Annotated in this window: 25 protein-coding genes; 7 read left to right on the forward strand and 18 right to left on the reverse strand. The window is 70.4% G+C overall.

Annotated elements, in window-relative coordinates:
• Window positions 1–11 precede the first annotated feature (11 nt).
• Window positions 12–527: a mycothiol transferase gene (locus ACWDAG_RS04195; protein WP_450694045.1), complete on the forward strand. Its 516-nt coding sequence runs from the start codon at window positions 12–14 to the stop codon at window positions 525–527.
• Here ACWDAG_RS04195 and ACWDAG_RS04200 read toward each other — a convergent pair.
• The gene (locus ACWDAG_RS04200; protein WP_450694046.1) at window positions 509–1579 is read right to left on the reverse strand and encodes an adenosine deaminase; all 1071 of its coding nucleotides are present in this window, start codon (window positions 1577–1579) and stop codon (window positions 509–511) included. The two genes, ACWDAG_RS04195 and ACWDAG_RS04200, sit on opposite strands and share 19 nt — an antisense overlap.
• Before the next feature lie 49 nt (window positions 1580–1628).
• Window positions 1629–2021, reverse strand: coding sequence for a VOC family protein (locus ACWDAG_RS04205; RefSeq protein WP_450694047.1), 393 nt, complete (start codon window positions 2019–2021; stop codon window positions 1629–1631).
• A 289-nt stretch (window positions 2022–2310) separates the two neighbouring features.
• Between ACWDAG_RS04205 and ACWDAG_RS04210 the strand changes: the two genes are divergently transcribed.
• Both ACWDAG_RS04210 and ACWDAG_RS04215 read left to right on the forward strand, forming a co-directional pair.
• Window positions 2311–3408 (forward strand): sodium-dependent transporter, encoded by a 1098-nt coding sequence (locus ACWDAG_RS04210; RefSeq protein WP_450694048.1) that lies wholly within the window; start codon window positions 2311–2313, stop codon window positions 3406–3408.
• 48 nt (window positions 3409–3456) lie between these two features.
• Window positions 3457–3915, forward strand: coding sequence for a pyridoxamine 5'-phosphate oxidase family protein (locus ACWDAG_RS04215; protein WP_450694049.1), 459 nt, complete (start codon window positions 3457–3459; stop codon window positions 3913–3915).
• A 48-nt stretch (window positions 3916–3963) separates the two neighbouring features.
• Here the strand turns inward: ACWDAG_RS04215 and ACWDAG_RS04220 are convergent, their stop codons facing one another.
• The 6 genes from ACWDAG_RS04220 to ACWDAG_RS04245 all read right to left on the reverse strand — a co-directional run bounded on the left by ACWDAG_RS04220 (window position 3964) and on the right by ACWDAG_RS04245 (window position 9102).
• Window positions 3964–4869, reverse strand: a complete 906-nt coding sequence (locus tag ACWDAG_RS04220; protein WP_450694050.1) for an aldo/keto reductase — start codon at window positions 4867–4869, stop codon at window positions 3964–3966.
• A 98-nt stretch (window positions 4870–4967) separates the two neighbouring features.
• Entirely contained in the window at window positions 4968–5633 is a 666-nt protein-coding gene (locus ACWDAG_RS04225; protein WP_450694051.1) for an SRPBCC family protein, read from the reverse strand.
• Complete coding sequence (locus ACWDAG_RS04230; RefSeq protein WP_450694052.1) at window positions 5614–5991, reverse strand: ArsR/SmtB family transcription factor; 378 nt, start codon at window positions 5989–5991, stop codon at window positions 5614–5616. The genes ACWDAG_RS04225 and ACWDAG_RS04230 overlap by 20 nt, the downstream gene beginning before the upstream one ends.
• Before the next feature lie 100 nt (window positions 5992–6091).
• Entirely contained in the window at window positions 6092–7414 is a 1323-nt protein-coding gene (locus tag ACWDAG_RS04235; protein ID WP_450694053.1) for an aldehyde dehydrogenase family protein, read from the reverse strand.
• A gap of 135 nt (window positions 7415–7549) precedes the next feature.
• Window positions 7550–8746 (reverse strand): RNA polymerase sigma factor, encoded by a 1197-nt coding sequence (locus ACWDAG_RS04240; RefSeq protein ID WP_450694054.1) that lies wholly within the window; start codon window positions 8744–8746, stop codon window positions 7550–7552.
• Window positions 8746–9102, reverse strand: a complete 357-nt coding sequence (locus tag ACWDAG_RS04245) for a YciI family protein (RefSeq protein WP_390699467.1) — start codon at window positions 9100–9102, stop codon at window positions 8746–8748. The genes ACWDAG_RS04240 and ACWDAG_RS04245 overlap by 1 nt, the downstream gene beginning before the upstream one ends.
• Before the next feature lie 98 nt (window positions 9103–9200).
• Between ACWDAG_RS04245 and ACWDAG_RS04250 the strand changes: the two genes are divergently transcribed.
• Window positions 9201–10244, forward strand: coding sequence for an acyl-CoA dehydrogenase family protein (locus ACWDAG_RS04250; RefSeq protein ID WP_450694055.1), 1044 nt, complete (start codon window positions 9201–9203; stop codon window positions 10242–10244).
• Here ACWDAG_RS04250 and ACWDAG_RS04255 read toward each other — a convergent pair.
• From ACWDAG_RS04255 to ACWDAG_RS04280, 6 genes are all read right to left on the reverse strand, one after another.
• On the reverse strand, window positions 10241–11386 hold the full coding sequence (locus ACWDAG_RS04255; protein ID WP_450694056.1) for an LLM class flavin-dependent oxidoreductase: 1146 nt from the start codon (window positions 11384–11386) through the stop codon (window positions 10241–10243). The genes ACWDAG_RS04250 and ACWDAG_RS04255 overlap by 4 nt on opposite strands.
• 43 nt (window positions 11387–11429) lie before the next feature.
• Entirely contained in the window at window positions 11430–12614 is a 1185-nt protein-coding gene (locus ACWDAG_RS04260; protein ID WP_450694057.1) for an SfnB family sulfur acquisition oxidoreductase, read from the reverse strand.
• Window positions 12615–12619: 5 nt separating this feature from the next.
• Window positions 12620–13174: an NADPH-dependent FMN reductase gene (gene ssuE, locus ACWDAG_RS04265; protein WP_450694058.1), complete on the reverse strand. Its 555-nt coding sequence runs from the start codon at window positions 13172–13174 to the stop codon at window positions 12620–12622.
• Window positions 13175–13247: 73 nt separating this feature from the next.
• Complete coding sequence (locus ACWDAG_RS04270) at window positions 13248–14465, reverse strand: acyl-CoA dehydrogenase family protein (protein ID WP_450694059.1); 1218 nt, start codon at window positions 14463–14465, stop codon at window positions 13248–13250.
• A 29-nt stretch (window positions 14466–14494) separates the two neighbouring features.
• Window positions 14495–15616 (reverse strand): dimethylsulfone monooxygenase SfnG, encoded by a 1122-nt coding sequence (gene sfnG / locus ACWDAG_RS04275; RefSeq protein WP_450694060.1) that lies wholly within the window; start codon window positions 15614–15616, stop codon window positions 14495–14497.
• Window positions 15617–15726: 110 nt separating this feature from the next.
• Window positions 15727–15810: a putative leader peptide gene (locus ACWDAG_RS04280; RefSeq protein WP_350760414.1), complete on the reverse strand. Its 84-nt coding sequence runs from the start codon at window positions 15808–15810 to the stop codon at window positions 15727–15729.
• Between the two features lie 138 nt (window positions 15811–15948).
• Between ACWDAG_RS04280 and ACWDAG_RS04285 the strand changes: the two genes are divergently transcribed.
• A complete protein-coding gene (locus tag ACWDAG_RS04285; protein ID WP_450694061.1) occupies window positions 15949–16866 on the forward strand; it encodes a LysR family transcriptional regulator in 918 nt (305 codons plus the stop codon).
• A gap of 12 nt (window positions 16867–16878) precedes the next feature.
• On the opposite strand, the gene ACWDAG_RS04290 is transcribed toward ACWDAG_RS04285, so the two are convergent.
• Complete coding sequence (locus ACWDAG_RS04290; protein ID WP_450694062.1) at window positions 16879–17070, reverse strand: hypothetical protein; 192 nt, start codon at window positions 17068–17070, stop codon at window positions 16879–16881.
• Between the two features lie 209 nt (window positions 17071–17279).
• Between ACWDAG_RS04290 and ACWDAG_RS04295 the strand changes: the two genes are divergently transcribed.
• The gene (locus ACWDAG_RS04295) at window positions 17280–17723 is read left to right on the forward strand and encodes an SPW repeat protein (protein WP_030927266.1); all 444 of its coding nucleotides are present in this window, start codon (window positions 17280–17282) and stop codon (window positions 17721–17723) included.
• 76 nt (window positions 17724–17799) lie between these two features.
• Here the strand turns inward: ACWDAG_RS04295 and ACWDAG_RS04300 are convergent, their stop codons facing one another.
• From ACWDAG_RS04300 to ACWDAG_RS04310, 3 genes are all read right to left on the reverse strand, one after another.
• Window positions 17800–18570 carry an ArsR/SmtB family transcription factor gene (locus tag ACWDAG_RS04300; RefSeq protein ID WP_450694063.1) on the reverse strand — a complete coding sequence of 257 codons (771 nt, stop codon included), beginning with the start codon at window positions 18568–18570 and terminating at the stop codon, window positions 17800–17802.
• 440 nt (window positions 18571–19010) lie between these two features.
• Window positions 19011–19811 carry a maleylpyruvate isomerase family mycothiol-dependent enzyme gene (locus ACWDAG_RS04305; protein ID WP_450694064.1) on the reverse strand — a complete coding sequence of 267 codons (801 nt, stop codon included), beginning with the start codon at window positions 19809–19811 and terminating at the stop codon, window positions 19011–19013.
• Between the two features lie 510 nt (window positions 19812–20321).
• Window positions 20322–21779 carry an APC family permease gene (locus ACWDAG_RS04310; RefSeq protein ID WP_450694065.1) on the reverse strand — a complete coding sequence of 486 codons (1458 nt, stop codon included), beginning with the start codon at window positions 21777–21779 and terminating at the stop codon, window positions 20322–20324.
• A 156-nt stretch (window positions 21780–21935) separates the two neighbouring features.
• Here ACWDAG_RS04310 and ACWDAG_RS04315 point away from each other — a divergent pair, with 156 nt between their 5' ends.
• Window positions 21936–23120 (forward strand): ROK family protein, encoded by a 1185-nt coding sequence (locus tag ACWDAG_RS04315; protein ID WP_450694066.1) that lies wholly within the window; start codon window positions 21936–21938, stop codon window positions 23118–23120.

Below are 23120 nucleotides of genomic sequence, written 5' to 3' on the forward strand. Positions count from 1 at the left end.
ATGGTGGATGCATGCATGCCAAGGACATCCTCATCGACGGGTTCAACCGCATCCAGGAAGAAGTCCACGCAGCCGTCGAGGGCCTCGGCCCCGACGACCTCGGCGCCCGCCCCTCCGACGCGGGCAACTCCATCGCCTGGCTCGTCTGGCACCTCACCCGGGTCCAGGACGACCACATGGCCGACGCCTTCGGGCTCGACCAGGTGTGGCTCGCGCAGGACTGGGAGAAGCGCTTCGGGCTGGATCTGCCGCGGCGCGACACCGGTTACGGGCACAGCTCCGCCAAGGTGGCCAAGGTGCGGGTCGACTCCGGCGACCTGCTGACCGGCTATTACGACGCCGTGCACGAGCAGTCCCTCGGCGTCCTGCGCGAACTCGCCGCCAAGGACCTGGAGCGCGTCGTCGACGAGAACTGGGATCCGCCGGTCACTCTGGGCGTGCGGCTGGTGAGCGTCCTGTCCGACGACCTTCAGCACGTCGGACAGGCCGCCTATGTGCGGGGGCTGCTTCAGAGCGCGGCTTCGTAGCCCGGCAGGACGACGTCCTCGATGAGGGCCTTGCGCTCGTCGAACGGGATGAACGCGCTCTTCAGGGCGTTGACCGTGACCGTGCGCAGGTCCTCGACCGTCCAGCCCGCCTGCTCCACCAGCAACGACATCTCACGGGTCATCGTGGTGCCCGACACCAGGCGGTTGTCGGTGTTGAGGGTGACGCGGAAACCGAGGTCCTTCAGGGCCGTGATCGGGTGCTCGGCGATCGAAGTGGCGCACCCGGTCTGGAGGTTGGAGGTCGGGCACATCTCCAGGGCGACACGACGGTCACGGACCCAGCCCGCCAGTCGGCCGAGCTTGCCGTCGACGATGTCCTCGGTGATGCGCACGCCGTGGCCGATGCGCTGGGCACCGCACACCTGGAGGGCCTGGTGGATGCTGGGCAGGCCGTGCGCCTCGCCGGCGTGAATGGTGAACGGGACGCTCTCGCGCCGCAGGTGCTCGAAGGCGGCCAGATGGTCGGCGGGCGGGAAGCCGTCCTCGGCGCCGGCGATGTCGAAGCCGACGACGCCCGCGTCACGGAAGGCGACGGCGACGTCGGCGGCCTCCCGGACTCGGTCGAACATCCGCATGCCGCACAGCAGGGTGCCGACGCGGACCGGGGTGCCCGCGGCCGCCGCCTTGGCCATGCCCGCCGCGAGGCCCTCCTGGACGGTCTCCACGACCTCGCTCATCGTGAGCCCGCCCTGTGTGTTCAGCTCGGGGGCGTAGCGCACCTCGCCGTACACGACCCCGTCCGCGGCCAGGTCGAGGACGTACTCCTCGGCGGCGCGCAGCAGGCCCTCACGGGTCTGCAGCACGGCGAGGGTGTGCTCGAACGTGGCTATGTAGCGCACCAGGTCACCGGAGTTGGCGGCCTCGAAGTACCAGGCGGCGAGCTCCTCCGGGTCGGTGGTGGGCAGGGTGTGCCCGACCTCGGCCGCGAGTTCCACCACGGTGGCGGGGCGCAGGCCACCGTCGAGGTGGTCGTGCAGGACGGCCTTGGGCAGGCGGCGGATCACTTCGGCGTCTACGCGCGTAGCAGTCATGGCGGGTCTTTCCTTGAGCGGGTGGTTCGGAACGGCGGGAGAAGGGTTGTCAGTCGGCGGGCTGGAGCAGGTCCCACCGGTTGCCGTACAGGTCCTGGAAGACGGCGACGGAGCCGTACGGCTCGTGGCGCGGCTCCTCCAGGAAGGTCACGCCCGCGGCGAGCATGCGGGCGTGGTCGCGGGCGAAGTCGTCGGTGTGCAGGAAGAAGCCGACGCGCCCACCGGTCTGGTCCCCGACCCGGGCGCGCTGCGCCTCGTCCTTCGCCCGGGCCAGCAGCAGGGCGGTGCCCGGTACCTCGGCGCCGGGCTGGACGACGACCCAGCGGGAGCCGTCGGGGCGGGGCGTGTCCTCGACGAGCCGGAATCCGAGGGCCTCGGTGTAGAAACGGATCGCCTCGTCATAGTCGTCGACGACGAGGGCGACCAGGGCGATGTGTCTCATCGGGGCCTTTCGGGAGGTCGGAGGGTGGTTGACCGGTGAGGTTATACGTAAAACCTGGACTACGCCAGTCGGCCTCTGCCACCGCCTTCGTCTACAGTTCAGTAGACGGTCTACATAGCTGTAGTCACTCGGCCGCGGCGTCCTGTCGCGCCCGCGCCCACCACACGAAAGGGGCAGCCCACCATGACCGCAGGGCCCCGCGCACACACGCATGCCGGCAGCCCGGTGGGCCGCTTCGCGATACCGGCGCTTCTCCTCCGCCCCAGCCCCTCGACGGAAGAGCGCCGCCATGTTCGCCCGACCCGCGAAGACCACCGCCGACCACCAGCCGCGACCACCGCGGCGACCTCACGCGTATGCCTTGTTCAGGCGCCATCTCGGCGCGGCGATCGCGCTGACCTACGCCGCCGCGGCGCTGCTGCCCGCTCCCGGCCTGTGGCTGCGGCGCCCGCACCCGATCGGCGTCTTCGATCTCGCTGAACTCTCCCTGAGGGCACCGCAGTTACTCCTCGCGCTCGTGCTGTTCAGTGCCGGCCTCCAGGTGCCGCTGCGTGAGCTGCGTCTGCTGCTGCGCCGCCCGGCCGCGCTGGTCGCCGGACTCGTGCTGCACGTGGTGGCGCCTTTGTTGATCGTCCCCGGGGTCGCCTTCGCGCTGCGGCAGTCCCCCGACCAGGACGGCGGGAGCGGCATGGTTGCCGCGATGATCCTGATCGTCGCGATGCCGGTGGCGGCCGGGGCGACGGTGTGGACCGCCAAGGGGGACGGCGACCAGCCGACGGCTGTCGGACTGGTTCTCGCCTCCACGCTGGTCAGCCCGCTGACGATGCCGCTGACCCTGGCGGTGCTGTGCCCGCTGCTGCGCGGCGAGTACGCGGGCCGGCTGGCCGACGCTGCGCAGACCGCCGGGCACGCCTTCGCGCTCGCCTCGGTGGTGCTGCCCTGCGGCGCGGGCCTGCTGTGCCGGCTGCTTCTGCCCCGGCGGGCGTCCGAGGGGCTTGTCGGCGCCGCCGTCGCCGTGGCCCTCCCGGCCTCGCTGCTGCTGACGTATGTGAACGCCAGTGGCGTGCTGGGCCCGTTCCTGCGCCATCCGCGGCCGGTGTTGCTGGCGGCCGCGCTGGCCGTCGCGGCGACGGTGTGCGGACTGTCCTTCGCGCTGGGGCGGGTGGCCGCCCACGCCCTGCGGCTCGATGCGAGAGCCGGCGCCTCCGTGACGCTGGCCTGCGGGATGAACAACAGCAGCGCCAGTGCCGTCCTCATCACCACGACGCTGCCCGACCGTCCGCACATCCTGCTGCCGGTGCTGGCGTACGGACTGCTGCAGAAGGTGGCGGCGGGGCGGGTGGTGCGCGGGTTCGGTTCCGGGAGAGAAGGAGGCCTACCGACTTAGGGCTGCGGCCCGAGGTGCGCTCCCCGACGCGACGGTAGCGTCCCCGGCATGAAGATCACCGAGCCGCCGCGCAGCCCCGAGCAGCGCAAGCAGGACGTGCTGGCCCGACTGAGACGGGAGTCGGACATCTGGGTGGCCACCGCCGACGAAGGCGGGCTGCCGTGCCTGGTGGCGCTGTGGTTCGCCTGGGACGGGGAGTCCGTCTGGATGTCCACCCGGGTCACCAACCCCACGGGCCGCAATCTGCGCGACGGCGGGCGCACCCGGCTGGCGTTCGGGGACACGCAGGACGTGGTGCTGGTCGACGGGGACGTGGAGGCGTTCACCGGGCAGGACGTGCCGGTCTCGGCGGTCGACGCGTTCGTGGCGAAGACGGGGTGGGATCCGCGCAGGGAGAGCGCGTCGTACGCCTTCTTCCGGGTGCGGCCGCGTGCCGTACAGGCCTGGCGCGGGCAGCATGAGCTGCCCGGCCGGCATCTGATGCGGGACGGCGTGTGGATGGTCTGAGACGACCCGATTCGGCGGCTGAGGGGCCCCTCGAAGGGCCCCTCGACCTCAACCGGCTTTGCTGTGCAGAGAGTTGAGTCGATCCAGCTCGTCGGCGGTGAGGCGGAGCGCTCCGGATGCCACGTTCTCGGTGAGGTGCTCGGGGTTGCCGGTGCCGGGGATGGCCAGGACGTGCTGTCCCTGGTGCAGCGTCCAGGCGATGCGGACCTGGCTGGGACTCGCGTCGTGGGCGCGGGCGACGGCGAGCACTTCCTCGTCGTACGTGGTGCCGGCGCCCCTCTCCCCGCCGTTGCCCGCGACGGCGAAGAACGGCACGAAGGCGATGCCCTGTTCCCCGCAGATGCGCAGGACTTCGTCGGTGGCGGGGTCGCGGTGATCGAGCCCGTAACGGTTCTGTACGCACACCACCGGCGCGATGGCCTGCGCCTCGGCAAGGTGCCGGGGCTCGACGCCGGAGACGCCCAGGTGCCGGATCAGTCCGGCCTCGCGCAGCTCGGCCAGCGCGCCGAAGTGCTCGGCGATCGAATCCTGCTCGGTCCGGCGGAAGTTGACGATGTCGAGATGGTCGCGGCCGAGCTGGCGCAGATTCTCCTCCACGTGACCGCGCAGCTGGTCGGGACGGGCCGGACTGCCCCACTCCCCCCAGTAGTTGCGGTAGGGGCCGACCTTCGTGGTGATGACGAGTTCGTCAGCGTACGGGGCCAGCGCGCTGTTGATGATCTCGTTGGCGGACCGCAGCTGGGAGAAGTAGAAGGCCGCGGTGTCGATGTGGTTCACGCCGAGCTCGATCGCCCTGCGCAGCACGGCGATGGAGCGCCCGCGGTCGCTCGGTGTCCCGTGATGGAAGGCGGCGCTGCCCGTCAGTCGCATCGCTCCGAAGCCGATGCGGTTGACGGTCAGGTCGCCGAGTTTCCAGGTTCCCGCCACGTCCGCGGTGATCGTTTGGGAGGTCATCGGCGGAGTTTCGCACACAGGGCGCGCCCCGCCGACGGCGCTTTGCGGATACGTATACGAAGTTGAGGGAGGAAAGGGGAGGGGCCGGGCCCCCGCAGTCAGCTCGCGCTCCCTTCACCCGGGCCGCCGCCCTCCCCCGCTCCCGTGTAGGCCGCCGTGGTCCGGTCCGCGGCCTCGCGTGCCGTCTTCTCGTCCTCGCCGCCGGCGACGTTAGCCGCGTACCAGGCTTCGCTGCTGGACGTCATGAACCGACGGCCCTCGTCCGAGCCCATCCAGGCCATGAACTTCTTCGGGTCGACCGCAGCGCCACCGCTCCCGAGGTGCAGCGAGAGCCCCCGGACCATGAGGTCCCATCCCACGCCGACCGCCCCCGGGCCGAATTCCGCCCACTTCGTGTCGTCGACATGGGCGATGTGCTCCAGCTGGAAGCGTGTGCCGTCCTTCTCGGAAGTCAGCAGGAGCTCGATCCAGCTCACCTCGCCGCCGTACTCCCATGTCGCGGAGAAGCTCTTGGGCGGGTCGCAGCGCTCGATCACCCCGCCCGCATTGCCCTCCAGCTGGTAGCGGCCCACCAGCCGCAGCTCGCCCGTCACCGGCAGGAGCCAGCGAGGGATGCGCTCGGGGTTCGTGCAGGCGTCCCAGACGTCGTCGAGCGGGGCGTCGTAGGTCCGGGTCACGGTCACCACGCGTGCTTCGCCCGCCTTGAAGGTACGACGGCCGACCTGCCGGCACACGTCGCTGATGTCATGGGTCACGTCGGTCATCGGTGCTCCTCGGGGTTTCGTCGGCATCCCGGAGTCGGCGCGCGCGTTTGCCGCGCGCCAGCTCGGTGGCCAGGGCGTCCAGATGCGGGGTCCAGAAGCGGCGGAAGCGGTCGAGCCAGGCGTCTATGTCCTGCAAGGGCTCGGCATTGACCGCGTACAGCCGCCGGGTTCCTTCGGGGCGGACGGTCGCGAACCCGTGCTCCCGCAGCACCTTCAGATGCTGTGACACTCCGGGCTGCGAGATCCCGAACTCCTCCCCGATGACCTCGCAGAGCGCACCCGAGGTCATCTCCCCACCGGCCAGCAGCTCCAGGATCCGTCGGCGCACCGGGTCCCCGAGCACATCGAAGGCGTGCATACGCGGACTATATCAGCCAGCACTTATATAAGCAGCGACAGATATTGCGGCTGGAAAAACGCCCGGCCGCTTCGCGCGGCCGGGCGTTCCCCTCGCCGATTCAGCTCAGCGGCTTCTGCAGCACCGCCTTGCGGTGACTGAACGTCTCGATCGAGTAGCGGCCGTGGTAGCTGCCCATGCCGCTCTCGCCCACTCCGCCGAACGGCAGGTCGGAGACGGTGAGGTGGGCCAGCGGCAGGCCGTGGCCGAGACCACCGGAGGACGTCTCGGCGGCGAACCGGTCGCGGGTTCCCTCGGACTCGGAGAACACGTACAGGGCGAGGGGCTTGTCGCGGTCGTTGATGAAGTCGATCGCCGCGTCCAGGTCCGGCACGGTGACGATCGGCAGGATCGGGCCGAAGATCTCCTCCTGCATGACGGGCGACTTGGGGTCTACATCGGCCAGGACGGTCGGTGCGATGTACTTCGTCGTACGGTCGCTGCCGCCGCCGACCACGACGCGGCCCGAGTCGAGCAGGCCGGCGAGCCGGTCGAAGTGCCGTTCGTTGATGATCCGGCCGTATTCGGCGGAGGCCGACGGGTCACTGCCGTACAGCGCCTCGACGGCGCGGGTGAACGCGGGCTCCAGGGCGGCGGCCGTGGCCGGGTCGGTCAGGACGTAGTCGGGGGCGACACAGGTCTGCCCGGCGTTGAGGAACTTGCCGCGGGCCAGCCGGTCCGCGACGACGTCGAGGTCGGTGTCGCGGTCGACGAACGCCGGAGACTTGCCGCCGAGTTCGAGGGTGACCGGGGTGAGGTGCTCGGCGGCGGCGCGCATGACGATGCGGCCGACGGCGCCGTTGCCGGTGTAGAAGATGTGGTCGAAGCGCTCGGCCAGCAGGGCCGTGGTCTCCGGGATCCCGCCCTCGACGACGGCGACCGCGTCGGTGTCGAGGTAGGCGGGCAGCAGGCGGGCGAGCGCGGCGGAGGTGGCGGGGGCCAGTTCGCTCGGCTTGATGACCACCGCGTTGCCCGCGGCGAGGGCGCCGACCAGCGGGGCGAGCAGGAGCTGGGCGGGGTAGTTCCAGGGGGCGATGACGAGGACGACGCCGAGCGGGTCGTACTGCGTCCAGGCACTCGCGTCCGCGCCGAGGTGGGCCGGGACCGGGGCGGGTTCGGGGCGCAGCCAGTCGGCGAGGTGGTCGAGGGTGTGGTCGATCTCGCGGATCGTGAAGTCGATCTCGGTCCGGTGTGCCTCCGCGGAGCTCTTGCCGAGGTCGGCGTGGAGGGCGGCGGCCAGGTCGGGGCCGTTGTCCGTGAGCAGTTCGCGCAGCCGGCGCAGCTGGGCGGTGCGCCACTCGACGGGCTTGGTGCGGCCGGTGCGGAAGGTGGCGCGCAGCCGGGCCACGACGTCGGCGGGCTGCTCGGGGGTGGAGTGGTTCACGATGCCTCGCTGCTGGTGTGCGGCCTTGCGGCGCGCAAGTCAGGTCTGGGTCCCGACGGTCGGGTGTATATGCCAACCTTTCATACACCAAAATAAATTCCGGCGCCGCGGCCACTACTTTCCGCCGTCAGCCCGTCACGTGCGGACGAGTTCCTGCCTGCGTCGCTCCAGGAAGGCCCGTTCGGCCGTGCTCTCCGTGCGCGCGATGGCCGCCTCGTACGCCCGTACCGCCTCGGTGTCGCGACCCAAGCGACGCAGCAGGTCGGCGCGTACGGCGTGGAAGACGTGGTAGCCGTCGAGGTCCAGCGCGTCGACGAGGTCCAGCGCCTGTCGCGGCCCCTCGGTCTCGGCCATGGCGACCGCCCGGTTCAGGGCCACGACCGGGCTCGGCGTGAGGGCCATGAGCTGGTCGTAGAGCTGCCGGATCTGACCCCAGTCGGTGGCGGACGCGGTGGGTGCGTCGCTGTGGACGGCCTGGATGGCGGCCTGGATCTGGTACGGCCCGGGCTGATTGCGGCGCAGGCAGCGGCGGACCAGTGACTGCCCCTCGGCGATCAGCTCCCGGTCCCAGCGGCTGCGGTGCTGCTCCGGCAGCGGTACCAGTGCGCCGTCCTCGTCCAGCCGTGCGGGCCGTCGGGAGTCGACGAGAAGCATCAGCGCGAGCAGGCCGGTCACCTCGGGCTCGTCCGGCATCAGCTCGGACAGGAGGCGGCCGAGGCGTACGGCCTCCGCACACAGGTCGGGGCTGCCGCCATAGCCCTCGTTGAAGATCAGGTAGACCACGGCCAGGACGCCCTTCAGGCGGTCCGGGAGGTCGGCGTCGCGGGGCACGCGGTAGGGGATCCGGGCGTCGCGGATCTTGGCCTTGGCGCGGACGAGGCGCTGGGCCATCGTCGGCTCGGGCACCAGGAAAGCGCGCGCGATCTGAGGCGTGGTGAGGCCGCCGAGCAGGCGCAGGGTCAGGGCGACCTGCGCCTGGGGGGCGAGCGCCGGGTGGCAGCAGGTGAAGATCAGGCGGAGCCGGTCGTCGCGCACGGGGCCCTCCTCGGCCGGTGCGTCGGGGGTGCGCAGCAGGGCCGCCTCGGCGTGGCGGGCCTCGCGGGAGGACTCGCGGCGCAGCCGGTCGATCGCTCGGTTGCGCGCGGTGGTGATGATCCAGCCGGCCGGGCTCGGCGGCACACCGGTCTCCGGCCAGCGCTGCACGGCCGTCGTGAAGGCGTCCTGCACCGCTTCCTCGGCGAGGTCGATGTCGCCGAGGAAGCGGACGAGGACGGCGACGGCGCGGCCGTACTCCGCGCGGAAGACGGCTTCGACGTCGACAGGAGAGGACATCACTCCTCGGCCTGGTGCATGAAGGGCCGCACCTCGATGGGCAGGGTGGTCGCCCAGGTCGCCTTCCTGCCCCATTCCAGGGCCGCGTCCAGGTCGGGGGCCTTGATCAGGCAGATGCCTCCCAGATACTCCTTGCCCTCGGCGTAGGGCCCGTCGGTGATCAGGACGTCGCCGTCGCGGGGCCGCAGCACGGTTGCCGTCTCGGGGCCGTGCAGCCCGCCGGCGAACACCCAGGCGCCGGCCTCGCGCAGTTCGGCGTGGAAGGTGTCGAGGTTGCGGACGATCTCCGCCATGGCCTCGGGCCCGGGCGGCGTTCCGTCGGTCGGTGTGATCACGCTGAGCAGGTAGTACTGCATGAGGTCCTCCTTGGCATCGTGTCGTTCTCTCACCTCCTACACGAACGGCACACCCCCGGATCGACACCGCGCACGACGACATCGGGAGAATCTGCTCCATGACCGCCGCACCGCACCCCCTCGTCTCCGCCGCCCAGTCCCTCGCCGACGACCTTCTCGCCCCGAACGCGGCGCGTGTCGACCAGGAGGGGGTGCCCGCGAGCCACATCGAGGCCGTCCGGCGGTCGGGGCTGCTCGGGGTGAGCGCGCCGCGGGAGTACGGCGGGGCGGGCGCCCCCGACACGGTGGCGCGGGAGGTCCAGGAGATCCTGGCCGGCGCGTGCTGCTCGACCTGGTTCGTGCAGACCCAGCACCACACGCCGGTGCGCCTGCTGGCGAAGTCCGAACTCCCGGTGCGGGAGCGGCTGTTGGGCCCGCTGGCGTCCGGTGAGCTGCTCGCCGGGATCGCCTACGCCCATGTCCGTGCCTTCCCTCGCGTCCCCGTACGGGCCACGGCGGAGCGGGACGGCTGGCGGTTCGACGGCACTGTCCCCTGGTACACCGGCTGGGGTCTGAACGACGTGATGCTGCTCGCGGGCGTGACCGACTCGGACGAGATCGTGTTCGCGTTCGCCGACGCCCGCGACCAGCCGGGGCTGCGCGCCTCGGAACCGATGCAGCTGGCAGCACTGACCGCCGCCCGTACGGTCTCGCTGGAGCTGGACGGCCTGCGGCTGCCCGAGGAGAGCGTGGTGCTGCGCACGCCGCAGGACAAGTTCGCCCTCGTCGATCTGCCTCGGAGCACGAACACGTCCCCGGCCGTCTTCGGGGTGGCGTACGCCGCCCTGCGCGTTCTGGAGGACGCCGGAGAGGCCGAGACCGCAAGGGGACTGCGCGGCCGCCTCGACGAGGTGCGGCGGCAGGCGTACGACCTGGCCGATCACCCGGTCCCGCACGAGCGCGTCGCGGAACGGCTGGCGCTCAAGACGCGGTCCTACGACCTCATGCGTGCGGCCACGACCGCGGCGGTCGTGGCCGGGGGCGGCCGCACCATGGACGTACGCCATCCTGCCCAGCGGTTGGCCCGCGAGGGGATGTTCCTGCTGGTGCAGGGGCAGACGTCGATGGTGCGGCGGGCGCACCTCGACGCCCTTGGCTCCTAGCTCGCGAACGGCACCTGCGCCGAAGGTACGGCCAGGGTGCCGGACGGGTGCTGCCAGAGTCCCTGCGCGGCAAGTCGCGGCAGCACGCCCTCGCCGAACCAGTACGCCTCCTCCAGATGCGGATATCCGGACAGCACGAACTCCTCGATTCCCAGCGCCGCGTACTCCTTGATCCGCTCGGCGACCTCCTCATGGCTGCCGACCAGGGCGGTGCCCGCGCCGCCGCGCACCAGGCCGATGCCGGCCCACAGGTTGGGGTGGATCTCCAGGCCGTCGCGGCTGCCGCCGCCGTGCAGGGCGAGCATCCGCTGCTGGCCCTCGGACTCACTACGGGCGAGGCCCGCCTGGACGGACTGCACGGTCTGCGGGTCGAAGCCGTCTAGGAGCCGGTTCGCCTCCGCCCACGCCTGCTCGGCGGTGTCGCGGGTGATGACGTGCAGCCGGATACCGAAGCGCAGGGTGCGGCCCTCCTTGGCGGCGAGCCCCCGGATCCAGGCGATCTTCTCGGCCACCTGGGCGGGCGGCTCGCCCCAGGTGAGATAGGTGTCGACGTACTTGGCGGCGACCTCTCCGGCGATGGGCGAGGACCCGCCGAAGTACACCTCGGGGACGGGGTCGGGGACGCGGGCGAGCTTGGCGTCCGCGACCTGGAGGTGCTCACCGTGCAGGTCGACGGTCTTGCCCTCCCACAATCCCCGTACGATCTCCAGGAATTCGCCGGTACGGCGGTAGCGGGCGTCCTTGTCCAGGAAGTCGCCGTAGGCCCGCTGCTCGTGGCTCTCGCCGCCCGTGACGACGTTGAGGAGCAGCCGTCCGCCGCTCTGCCGCTGGAAGGTGGACGCCATCTGTGCGGCCAGCGTCGGCGAGACGAAGCCGGGGCGGAAGGCGACCAGGAACTTCAGGCGTTCGGTGTGCTGGCTGACCATGGCGGTGGTCAGCCACGCGTCCTCGCACCAGGCGCCCGTGGGGGTGAGCGCGCCGACGAAGCCCAGGTCCTCCGCGGCCTTGGCGATCTGGCTCAGGTACGCCACCGTCGGCGGCCGGTCCCGGCCGGAAACGGTGGCGGGGGTGCCGTGGCCGCCGCCGACGACGTGCCGGCTGTCGCCGTTGGTGGGCAGGAACCAGTGGAAGGTGAGGGACACGTGGGGTCTCCGATCAGAGGTGTCGCTGGTGTCGCGGATCGCGCTAGAGGAGTCCGTGGCGCGGCGGCCGGGTGCCGTTCAGCACGTACCGGCCGATGTGCTGGATCTTCCAGCGGGCCGGGTCGTGCAGGGTGTGGGTGCGGGCGTCGCGCCAGTGCCGGTGCAGGTTGAGGGAGTTGAGCGCGGAGCGGGTGCCGGCCACCTCGAACAGGGCGCTCGCCACCTCGACCGCCGTCTGCGCGGCCTGCACCTTCGCCGCGGCGACCGCGATGGACGCCTCGGCCGCCGTGTCGTCGGTGAGGTCGGCGCGTGCCGCGTCGACCGCACGGGCGGCCTCACGGAGGAGGGCCTCGGACGCCCGTACCTGCAAGGCGAGTTCGCCGAAGCGCTGGATCAGCAGCGGGTCCTCGGCGGCGGTGTCGACACCGCTCTCGAACCACGGACGGCTCTTCGTCCGTACGAACTCGACGGCTTCGGCGAGGGCCCCCGACGCGATGCCCGCGTCGATCGCGGCGTGCAACAACTGGGCGACGGCTCCGTGGAGTTGGGGTCCCTCGAAGGTGAGGTGGTGGGGCAGGACGCGGTCACCCGGTACCGGGACGCGTTCGAGACGGACCGTGCCGCTGGCGGTGGTGCGCTGTCCCAGGCCGTCCCAGTCGTCGATGACGGTGAGGCCGGGGGCGTCCGCGGGCACGTAGGCGACGTGCAGCTTGTCGTCCTCGGCGCGGGCCAGCACCGGGATCCAGTCGGCGAAGAGGGCCCCGGTGGAGTAGTGCTTGACGCCGGTGAGGAGGTAGGAGCCGTCCGGCTGCGGTTGCAGCCGGGTGCGGATGTCCTGGACGTGCTTGGTGCCCGCCTCGGACTGGGCGTTGCCGAAACGGCGGCCCGCGAGCAGCTCGGCGAAGAAGAACTTCCGCTGTTCCTCGGTGCCCTGACGGCGAATCACATTGACGTAGGCGAAGTGGCTCTGCGGGATCTGGGCGAGGCTGGCGTCGGCCGAGGCGAGCAACCGGAAGATCTCGACGAGGGTCGGCGCGGTGACGTCCGCGCCGCCGTGCTCGGCGGGGACGGTGACCGCGAGCAGCCCGGAGGCGGACATCCGGTCCAACTCCGCGCGCGGCAGCCTGCGTTCGGCGTCCCGGGTGGAGGCGCCGAGGCGGAACTCCTCGGCCAGGGCGGCCGCGACGGCGAGGGCCTCCGCGTCGTCGGCGATGACATGGGCGGACACGGCGCTCAGCTCGCCGCGGCCAGGTGCCGGGTGCGGCCCAGCGCCGTCGAGAACTGGTCGACGACCTGGGCGAGGGCCTCGGTGGCGGCAGGCGCGACGGTGAGCGAGCCGTCCTCCTTCACGGTGATGTCCTTGTCGAGGGTGAACCAGCCCTGCACGATGTGGCCGGCGCCCATGGAGGACAGGACCGGGCGCAGCGCGTAGTCGATGGCCAGGACGTGGGCGGTGGAGCCGCCGGTGGCCAGCGGCAGCACGGTCTTGCCGGTCAGCGCGTACTGCGGGAGCAGGTCGAGAAGTGCCTTGAGGACTCCGGAGTACGACGCCTTGTAGACGGGGGTGCCGACGACGACGCCGTCGGCCCGCGCGAACAGTTCGGTGGCCTGGACGATGGCGGGGTGCTTGAAGTCCGCGCCGAGCAGGGCCTCGGCGGGGATGGTGCGCACATCGAGCGGGATCACCTCGTGCCCCTGGGAGATCAGCCTCTTGTCCAGGTGACGCAGCAGGCGGTTGGTGCGGGAGGAGGCGGAGGGGCTGCCGGAGACGGACAGGACGGTGGCCATGGGTCCTCTTTCGGGGATGCGTCCTCTTGCGAGGAGGCGGGGCGCCCGCGCGGCGGGCGCCCCGGGGAAGCGGTCAGGAGTACCAGGTGGGTTCGGGCAGTTCGCCCTCGAGGACCCAGCGGCCGACCTCGCGTCGCTTGTAGGCGACGGGGTCGTGGAGCGTATGGGTGCGGATGTTGCGCCAGAACCGGTCGAGGCCTTCGGAGGTGGCGGTGGAGCGGGCCCCGGTGACCTCGAAGATGCGGTTCGCGATCTCCAGGGCGACGTCGGTGGCGCGTGCCTTGACGGCGGCCACCCGCACCTCGAAGTCGCCACGGGTCTGCTCCGTGACGGCGTCCGGGTCGTCGTGCAGCTTCTGCCCCTCGGCGGCGACGGTGTCGGCGAGCGCCTCGACGGCCCACAGCTTCGCGGTGAGGTCGCCGTAGATGTCGATCACGTAGGGCTCGTCGACAGCACGTTCGTGGCCGCCGTGCAGCCAGGAGCGGGACTTGGTGCGGGTGTAGGTGGCCGCCGTCTCCAGCGCGCCGCCCGCGATGCCCAGGTAGAAGTTGACGAAGACCAGTTGGATGGTGGGGACGTTGAGCGTGTTGTACGTGCGCGGCTGGAACTGTTTGTCGACGTAGCCGGCCGCCGAGGCCCACGGGGTGCGCACCCCGTCGAGGGTGACGCCGCCGCTCTCGGTGAGGCGCTGGCCGATGTTGTCCCAGTCGTCGTGGAAGGTCAGTCCCTCGCTGTCGGAGGGCACGATGGCGAAGACGTGGTTGTCCGTCCCCTCCAGGACGCCTTCGAGGACGGTGACGTCGGAGACCTTGCTGCCGGTGGAGAAGGACTTGCGGCCGGTGAAGACGAGGTCGTCGCCGTCCTCGGTGACGATCACGTCCTTGTCGCGAGGGTTGACGGCCCCGCCGAAGAACCACCGGTTCCGGCTCGCCTCGGCCTCCACCTGCTCCCACTGCTCACGGGTGCCGACCAAACGCGCGGCCCAGAACCACAGGTAGTGGTAGCCGAGGAGCTGGCCGATGGACCCGTCGGCCTTGGCGACCTCGCGGACGACGCGGTAGGCGGTGGGCCAGTCCTGGCCTGCGCCGCCGTGCTCGGTGGGGCCGAGCAGAGTGACCAGGCCGGCGTCCTTCAGCAGCTGGACCTCGGCGTACGGGGTGGCTCCGGCGCGGTCGCGCTCGGCGGCGTCGGTGGCGAGGACAGCGGCGACCTCGGTGGCGCGGGAGATCCAGTCCTGGGCGGTCCGCGGGGCGGGGAGGGTGGACCAGTCGGTGGGCGTGACGGTGCTCATGATGATGACCTCTCTCGCGGTGGGACCGGTCAGGCGTGAACGTGGACGGACTCGGGCTCCACGTCGGGGAGTTGGGCCTCGAGTTCACGCACCAGCGGCAGCACCCGCTTGCCGAAGTACTCGACCTCCTCGTGGTAGTGCAGGAAACCGAGGAGCAGAAGGTCGACGCCGAGCTTTTTGTAGGCGACGATGCGCTCCGCGATCTGCTCGGGGGTGCCGATGAGCCCCGTACGGAAGCCGTCGTTGTACTGCACCAGGTCCTCGAAGGAGGAGTCCTGCCACATGCCCTTCTTGTCCGCGGTGGACTGTCCCGCCTGCTTCACCGCGGCGCCGAAGCCCTCGACGGCCTCGGTGTCCGCCTGGGCGACGATCTCACGGAGCGTGTCACGGGCCTCGGCCTCGGTGTCACGGGCGATGAGGAAGCCGTTGAGGCCGAACTTCGGCGCCTTGCGGTCGACTTCGGCAGCCGCCTTCCTTACGTCGTTGATCTGCTCGGTGACCCCGTCGAAGTCCTTGCCGTTGGAGAAGTACCAGTCGGAGACCCGACCCGCCATCGCACGGGCCGCGGTGGAGTTGCCGCCCTGGAAGATCTCCGGGTGCGGCCGCTCGGCGGTGTTGAGGGGCTTGGGCTTGAGGGAGAAGTCACGCAACCGGTAGAAGTCACCGGAGAGTTCGGTGTGGTCCTCGGTCCAGATCTGACGCAGGGCGCGGATGAACTCCTCGGAGCGGCGGTAGCGCTCGTCGTGCTCCAGCCACGGCTCACCGAGGGCGGTGAACTCGCCCTTGAACCAGCCCGATACGACGTTGACGGCGAAGCGGCCGTTCGAGAGGTGGTCGGCGGTGGCGCCGAGCTTGGCGAGGACGCCGGGGTGCCACAGTCCTGGATGGACGGCGGCGATGACCTTCAGACGCTGGGTGGCGAGGAGCAGGGCGAGGCTGAAGCTGGTCGACTCGTGCTGGTACTCGGCGCCGTAGCTGGCCATGTAGCGGACCTGGCTGAGCGCATAGTCGAAGCCGTTGTTCTCGGCAAGGACGGCGAGTTCGCGGTTGTACTCGTATCCCCAGTCGGTGCGCTGCTCGATCTTGCTGGTGACAAGTCCCCCGCTGACGTTGGGGACCCAGTAGGCGAATTTCACGGGCGCGGCAGGCATGCGTGACTCCTGTTGCGGAATGTTTCCGGGCACGCCGAATTCAAGAGGTGCGTGGGCACGGCGAATTCAGGCGGAGAAGGGGGAAAGGGCGGCGGATCCAGTGAGGCTGATCAGGCCGCGGCGCAACAGGAGGCGCTGGAGACGCGCGCGAGGTCGACATGGCGTCGCCGCGTGAGGTCCAGTCGCATCTTCATGCCGTCGATCGTGGCAGTCGGCGCCGCGGGCCGTCAAGGAAAACCCGACCGGTCTCGCATCCCGGACCATTGAATTTCACGAACGTGTGACAGGGAAACCCTTGAACACATCGTGAAACGGTATGCATTCTGCTGGGCGTGCGGACGGAACAACTGGAATACATAGCGGCCGTGACCCGGCTCGGTTCACTGCGGCGGGCCGCGGAGGAACTGCGCCTTTCCCAGCCCGCATTGAGCGAGACGGTGCGCAATCTGGAACGCGAGCTGGGAGTCGACCTGCTGGAGCGCAAGCGGTCCGGGGCGACGATGAGCGCGGAGGGCCGGGAACTGCTGCCGCACATCATCGATGTGCTGGACGCGGTGGACCGGTTGCGCAGTGCGGCGGGAGAGCAGCACAGGATCAGCCGTATGGTCAGGGTCGGCACGGTGAACGCCGCCACGGTCCCGCTGCTCATACCGGCCGTGCAGGCGTTCCGCGCCGCCCATCCGATGACGCAGGTGGAGGTGGTGGGCGCGCAGCAGTCCGAGATCCACCGAGCCCTGCTGGAGGGCGGTTTCGACCTCGGTCTGGTGAACCACCTGGACGGCGACGATCTGCCTGCCGACTTCGACAGCACCGAACTGCTGCGCGGACGCCCGGTGTTGTGTCTGCGCCCGGACAGTCCGCTCGCCACGCTGTCCGCCGTCACGGTGGACGATGTCCTGGGCGGTCCGGAGCCGGTGATCGCCATGCGCTCCGGCTATGTCATGCACCGTTACGCCCACCGGTTGCTCCGGGGCCGCTCCCCCGACTTCTCCTTCTCCACCGACGGCGCCGAGATGGGCAAGCTGATGGTGGCCGAAGGCCTGGGTGCCACACTCCTGCCGGACTTCAGTGTCATCGGCGACCCACTGGAGCGACGGGGCTCGATCACCTACCGTCCGATCTCCGACGACTCCACCGAGGTTCTCCTGATGCTGCAGCGCCGCCGCGCCGTTTCCGCGCCCCGGGCGGCCCAGGACCTCTACGAGGTGTTCGTGCGCAGGGCACGCGAGTTGGGCGGCTCACTGACATGACCGCGCGCCGGGTCAGTCCTCGTCGGTCGGCACCACCACGAGGAACGCGTCCGACTTGAGATCCATGATCACCGTCGCGGGCCGGCCCTCGGCTCGGCACCGCGCCGCGTACTCCTCCGCCGGCCACGATCCGCGCGGAGCTCCCGCAGGAAACCGCTCCAACACCTTCGCGCCCATAGCGGCAGCCACCTCCACTTGCGACATGCGGTCAAAACCCCTCTCCGTCCGCATGCCCGCGATCTGCGCAGACATGTGCGGGAGCTGGAGGCGTGTCCCACGGGCGCCCTCCGGGCCCAAGCAACCCGCCGACCACTACACATAAAGATGAAATAAGAGCAGAATGGACTTTACGCGGCGCTTACCCGCATACCGCACCAGACGCGGTCAGGCCTGCGAGTCAAAGGAGACGAGTCATGGCCAACGTCTCGCCCACCAGCAGGGGGGACATCACCACCCACCCTGATGTTTCCGAAATGCGGGATCGCTACGCCCGCATGCTTGGCGGTCGCGATGTGACGCTCTTGGACGGACCGGTGTTCCTGCTCGGTCTGTACTGCGCCGTATCCCCATGGATACTCCACTACACGACGAGCCAACCCCCGCTGGTGACGCACAACCTTGTCGTCGGCATCGCGATCGGCCTGCTGGCCCTCGGCTTCACCCGGGCCCCCGAGCGCATGTACGGCCTCAGCTGGGCGTTCTGCGCGGTGGGCATCTGGATGATCATCGCACCCTGGGTCGTCGGTACCAGCCCGGACACCGGCGTCGCCCTCAACAACATCATCATCGGCGCGCTCGCCGTGATCCTGGGGCTGATGTGCGCCGGTACGGCCGCGAGGAGCGCCCCCAGGCCGTAGGAACAGACCAGGAAAGGACGGCATGACGGCCGGTCCCCGCTCGGCGAGGACCGGCCGACCCCTGTCCCGTCACCGCTCAGTGGCCGGGCACCGACCACGGCTGCTGCGGCAGCGGACTGCCGGTCTCCAGCAGTGACTTGAGGTTCGACAGCACCGCCGGCCAGCCGCGGGAGACGTCGGACAGCGCACCCTCGTCCCAGAGGTCCTCGTGGGTGACGGTGAGGCGGACGATGTCCTCGTGCGGCGTGATGTCGAAGGTCACCCGTGAGTACTTGTCCTCCTGCCCCTCGTTCTGAGGGTCGACCCAGGTGGCGACCAGGCGGGTCGGATGTTCGCTCTCCACGACGGTGCCGACGGCGTCGGCGATGCCGGAGCCGTCCGTGCGGACGTGTTCCCAGCGGGAGCCCTGCCGCCAGTCCGATTCGTTGCGGTGGCCCCAGTAGGCGGCGGTCAGGTCCGCGTCGGTGAGCGCCTCCCAGACCTTCTCGGGCGTGCTGCGGATGTAGGTGACATAGACGTACGTGGGCTTGTCGGTCATGGTGGCTTCCTCGGCGTGTCGTTTCACGGCGCTCAGCGCGCTCAGGCGTGGGCGCTCGAACTTGTCGATCCACCGCTCCTGGATCTCGTGGAGCGGAACCGGGTTGAGGTAGTGCAGCTTTTCCCTCCCCCGCCGCACCGTGCTGACCAGGTTGGCGTCCTCCAGGACACCCAGATGCTGGGTCACCGACTGGCGCGTCATCGAGATGCGCTCGCACAGCTCGCCCAGCGTCTGACCGTTCTGCTCGTGCAGCCGGTCCAGCAGCCGCCTGCGGGTCTCGTCGGCCAGCGCCTTGAAGACCTTGTTCATCCCGGAGTCACTCTCTGATCGCACACTCAACGTTATGCAGGCAATTACCTGCATGTCAAGGATGAGGGAAGACACGCACACGGGCGGGCGCTGCAAGACCCAGACATGGGGTTGTTCCCAGACATGGGGTTGTTCCCAGACATGGGGTTGTTCCCAGACATGGGGTTGTTCCCGGCGGGCCCTCTGGCGGCGTCGTGGCCGGTGGTCGAGCACCTGGCCGCGCAAGTTGGAGATCGAGGACGTCTCCTGCGTCGAGGAGTACACCGAGGGCCTCAGGTACCGACCAGGCACACCGATCAGCTTGTGAGCCGCCGCCTTGGTCAGCCGCTTCGCAGCTGTGACGGTCTGCTTCCCCCGCGGCCCCGAGGCCACCACGGCGTGGTTGTAGCCGTTGGCGGGCGGCATGCCTCGGGGCGTACGAGGTGACGCATGGTCAGGGACTACTCACTCGGGTCCCAGGCGCTGAGCTGCTCGAAGACAAGTCGGTCGCCGTCGGTCTTCAGGGAGTCGACCGGGATACGGTCGTACAGGCTGAGGACCAGCTCGTTGGCCGTGCCCCGAGCGGAGAAGAAGGTGGCCGCGTCCGGGTCCTGACCAGCTGAGGTGGACGGCATGGTGCCGGGCCCGGGGAGGCGGACGGTTCGTGCGCCGTCGGCGGAGAGCGAGAGGCGCCAGGAGCGGCCCTCGGAGGCGTGGAAGTCGATGGCAGCGGGCTTGTGCGGCCAGGGACTTGTCGTTGCGACGCAGGTGGACAGGAACTCCTCGACACCGTCGAGCGCCACGTCGTCCGGCAGCGGCTGCGGGGCACCTACGGTGATCTGCGCGTCGTACGTGTGCACCGCCATCTGCTGGAGCTGGTGCCGAGCTACGGCACCAGCGGTGTGCGGTGACTGCAACGTCTCCCACCACGCCCAGCAACCGCGATCCGGGCCGGCCTTCCGCAGTGCGTCCAGCAGTTGGTCCGTGGACTCCGCCAACCAGGCCAGCAGGGCCTCGCGCTCCCGAGGCGCAGCCGGGGCGCCCTCCGCTGCGGACTTGGCCGGAGCGGGCCCCGCGGCGACGGTGGCGGCCCAGTCGCGGCGCCCCCCGCCGATGTGTTGCGCCAGATCGAACAGCGTCCACTCGGGGCAGGTCGGCACCTGTACGTCGAGGCTGGGCGCGGAGGCGACCGCGGCGCGGAAGGCAGTCGACCGTTCGTCGATCAGTCGCAGCAGCACGGGGAACTCAAGTATCTGTGTCACCCTGAATCTCTATCACTGCGTTCCGACATCGGACAGCGATTTTCACAGCCGCCATCGCAGGCGGACCCTCACCACCGCGAAGAAACTGTGGAGGACCTCTCCGCAGCCGACTGTGCGTCACACACGGTCGTCCTCACGAATGTTCGTCTGTGAACTGAGAGGCAGCGCCTGCCGCCCCCGGGGCGGGAAGACCACCGCGCGCGACGCCGCTGAGCCTTCGCCGTCGCACTGTAAGGACAAGGGCGTCCCGTCCCCGACATAGCGAAGAAGCTCACCCGCATCCGCCAGCCCGAAAACCCGCTCACCGCCGAGGAGTTCGAGCCGAGCGAGCGGCTCCAGGTCCAGCCCCGCCCGAACGCCGAGACCCGCAGCCGGCAGTCGGCTGCCGGCTGCCATGATCAAGCGCTTGGCGCCAACGGCTGAACCGCGGGTCCCCACGGCCCCTCAAGGGGCGCGGTGAACTGCGCGACCAGCGCCCACCGGCCCGCGGTCTCGCTGCGGCGGCCGACATCACGCGCCCGCGGGCTCCGCATCCGACACCGCCGAGGCCGCCAGGTACTCCTCCGCGATCTCCTTCGGGCCGAACGGCCACACCTTCTCGAAGCGCGCCCAGAGCACGTACGCGATGCAGCCGAGCGCCAGCCAGGCCAGCGACCACTCGATGGGATGGCGGCCCGGCGAGTTCTTGTCCGCGTAACCGTAGATCACACACCAGCCGGCGAAGGCGACGATGCTCGGCACCGGGTACAGCCACATGCGGTACGGCCGGTGCAGGGCCGGCTGCCGCCTGCGCAGCACGCTCAGGGCGACGATCTGGGCCAGCGCCTGGACGATCACCATCACCGTCGTCAGCAGCTGGATCAGTGTCGCCAGGTCCGTGTGCCGGCCGATCAGGAAGCCCACGGCCGTGATCACGCCCATGGTCGCCAGGCCCAGCGTCGGGAAGCGATGCTTGGGGTGCAGCTTGGCGTAGGGGCGGAAGAAGACGCGCTCGCGGGCCGCGTCGTACGGCACCCGCGAGCCGCCCAGCAGGCCGGTGAAGACCGAGGCGAAGGCCGTGATCAGGATGAGCACGGTGACCGTGTCCGCCGCGCCCTTGCCCCAGGTCTTCTCCAGGACCGCCGAGGCCACCGACGTGGACGCGATGTCGTCCGGGTTCGTCATGCGATGCCAGTCGATCACGCCCAGCGTGCCGATCTGCAGCAGCAGGTAGATCGCCATGATGCCGAGGATGGAGAAGATGATCGAGCGCGGCAGGGTGCGTCCGGGGTCCTTGATCTCGGCGCCCATGTAGGCCGTGGTGTTGTAGCCGAGGTAGTCGTAGATGCCGATGGTCAGGCCGCCGGCGAAGCCGAGCCAGAAGTGGTTGCTGCCCAGGTCGAAGGCGTGCGCGGGGTAGGTGAAGGCGAGGTGCGTGCTGAAGTCCGTGGCGGCGGCCAGGATGACCAGCACCACCGAGGTGATCATGACGGCCCACATCACGGCGGTGATCCGGGCGATGTGCTCGATGCCCCGCCACAGCAGGATCACGACCAGGGCGATGATGCCGAGGCCGATCAGGTCGCCGGAGGTCTGCCCCAGGTCGGGGGCGAGATACCCGAGGTACTGGATGAAGCCGACCACGCCGGTAGACATGATCAGCGGGATGAACAGCATCGCCGTCCAGACGAACAGGAACGGCATGAGCCGGCCCGTCCGGTACTGGAAGGCCTGGCGCAGATAGACGTAACTCCCGCCGGATCCGGGCATGGCCGCGCCCAGCTCGGCCCACACCAGTCCGTCGGCGAGCGCGAGCAGCGCCCCGGCGATGAAGCCGATCACGGCCTGCGGGCCGCCGAACGCGGCGACCATGAGCGGGATCGTGACGAACGGGCCGATGCCGCACATCTGGCTCATGTTGATGGCGGTGGCCTGGAACAGGCCGACGCGACGGACGAAACCACCGCTGGGTGGCGGACTACCGGACATGAGGACTCCTGAGGCACCGGGCGCTGGGCTGTCCATGGCTGACCTTGGCCGGCCTTGGCGCGCCGGGCGAGGCTGTTGGCCGATAAAGTTAAGGAGCCTTACTTGATGCGTCAAGAGGCCCCATCGGACGGCCCTCGGATACGTGAGAATGGTGCGATGCCCGCCAGTGACGCCGTAGACCAGCAGGAACAGCCCTGGAACCGCCGGCGGCTGCGCAGCACCAACGAGCGCTTGCTGCTCGACCGGCTGCGCAGCGAAGGTGCCGCCTCGCGCGCCCAACTGGCCCGGGAGACGGGCCTGTCCAAGCCGACCGTCTCCAGCGCGCTCGCCGCACTGGAGACGGCCGGACTGGTCCACGAGGTCGGCACCCTGGCTCCGGAGCGCGGCCGCACCGCCGTGCTGTACGCGCCGGACCCGGCGGCGGGTTACGCCCTCGGCATCGACGTCGGCCGCAGCTGGCTGCGGGTCGCCGTCGCCGACCTCGACGGCACCGTCGTCGCCCGCTCGGACGTACGCAACCGGGCCCGCAGCTCGGGCACGATGGCCGACCTGGTGGTGGCGACGGCCCGTCAGGTGGTCGGCGGCTCGGGAGTGGCAGCGGACCAGGTGGTGCACGCGGTGGTGGGCACGCCGGGCGTGTACGACGAGCAGCAGCGCCGGGTGCGCTATGCGATGCACCTGCCGGGCTGGGGGCGCGCCGGGCTCTTCGACCGGATGCGCGAGGAGTTGGGCGTTCCGCTGGAGGTGCACAACGACGCCAATCTGGCGGCGCTCGGCGAGTACACCTACGGCGTCGGCGCGGGCAGCCGGCTGTTCGCGTACATCCTGATCGGCACCGGCCTCGGGATGGGCGTGGTCAGCGAGGGGCGGCTGTTCACGGGGGCGCACGGACTGGCCGGGGAGATCGGGTTCCTGCCCTGGCCGGGGCGGCAGAAGCCGGAGCGGCTGGAGGACGCGGTGTCGGGGGTGGCCGTGGTGGAGGCGGCGCGCCGGTTCGGGATGAGCGGGCAGTTCACCGCGAAGGCCGTGTTCGACGCGGCCCGGCAGGGAAACGACGCCGCGGTCAAGGCGGTTCAGCTGGAGGGCGAACGAATCGCGCACACCGTGGCGGCGGCCGCGGCCGTGCTCGACCCGGATCTCGTGGTCCTGGGCGGCGGGCTGGGCCACAGCGTGGACCTGCTGCTGCGCCCCGTGCGCGAGCACCTCCGGTCGCTCACCCCGCTGCGGCCGAAGGTCGTGCCCAGCCGGCTCGGCGAGGACGCGGTGCTGCTGGGCGCGGTGGCCACAGCACTCGGAACGGCGCGGGACGTGGTGTTCGAGCGCCGGACGGCGGGGACCTGA

The organism is Streptomyces sp. NPDC001157, from assembly GCF_053598255.1.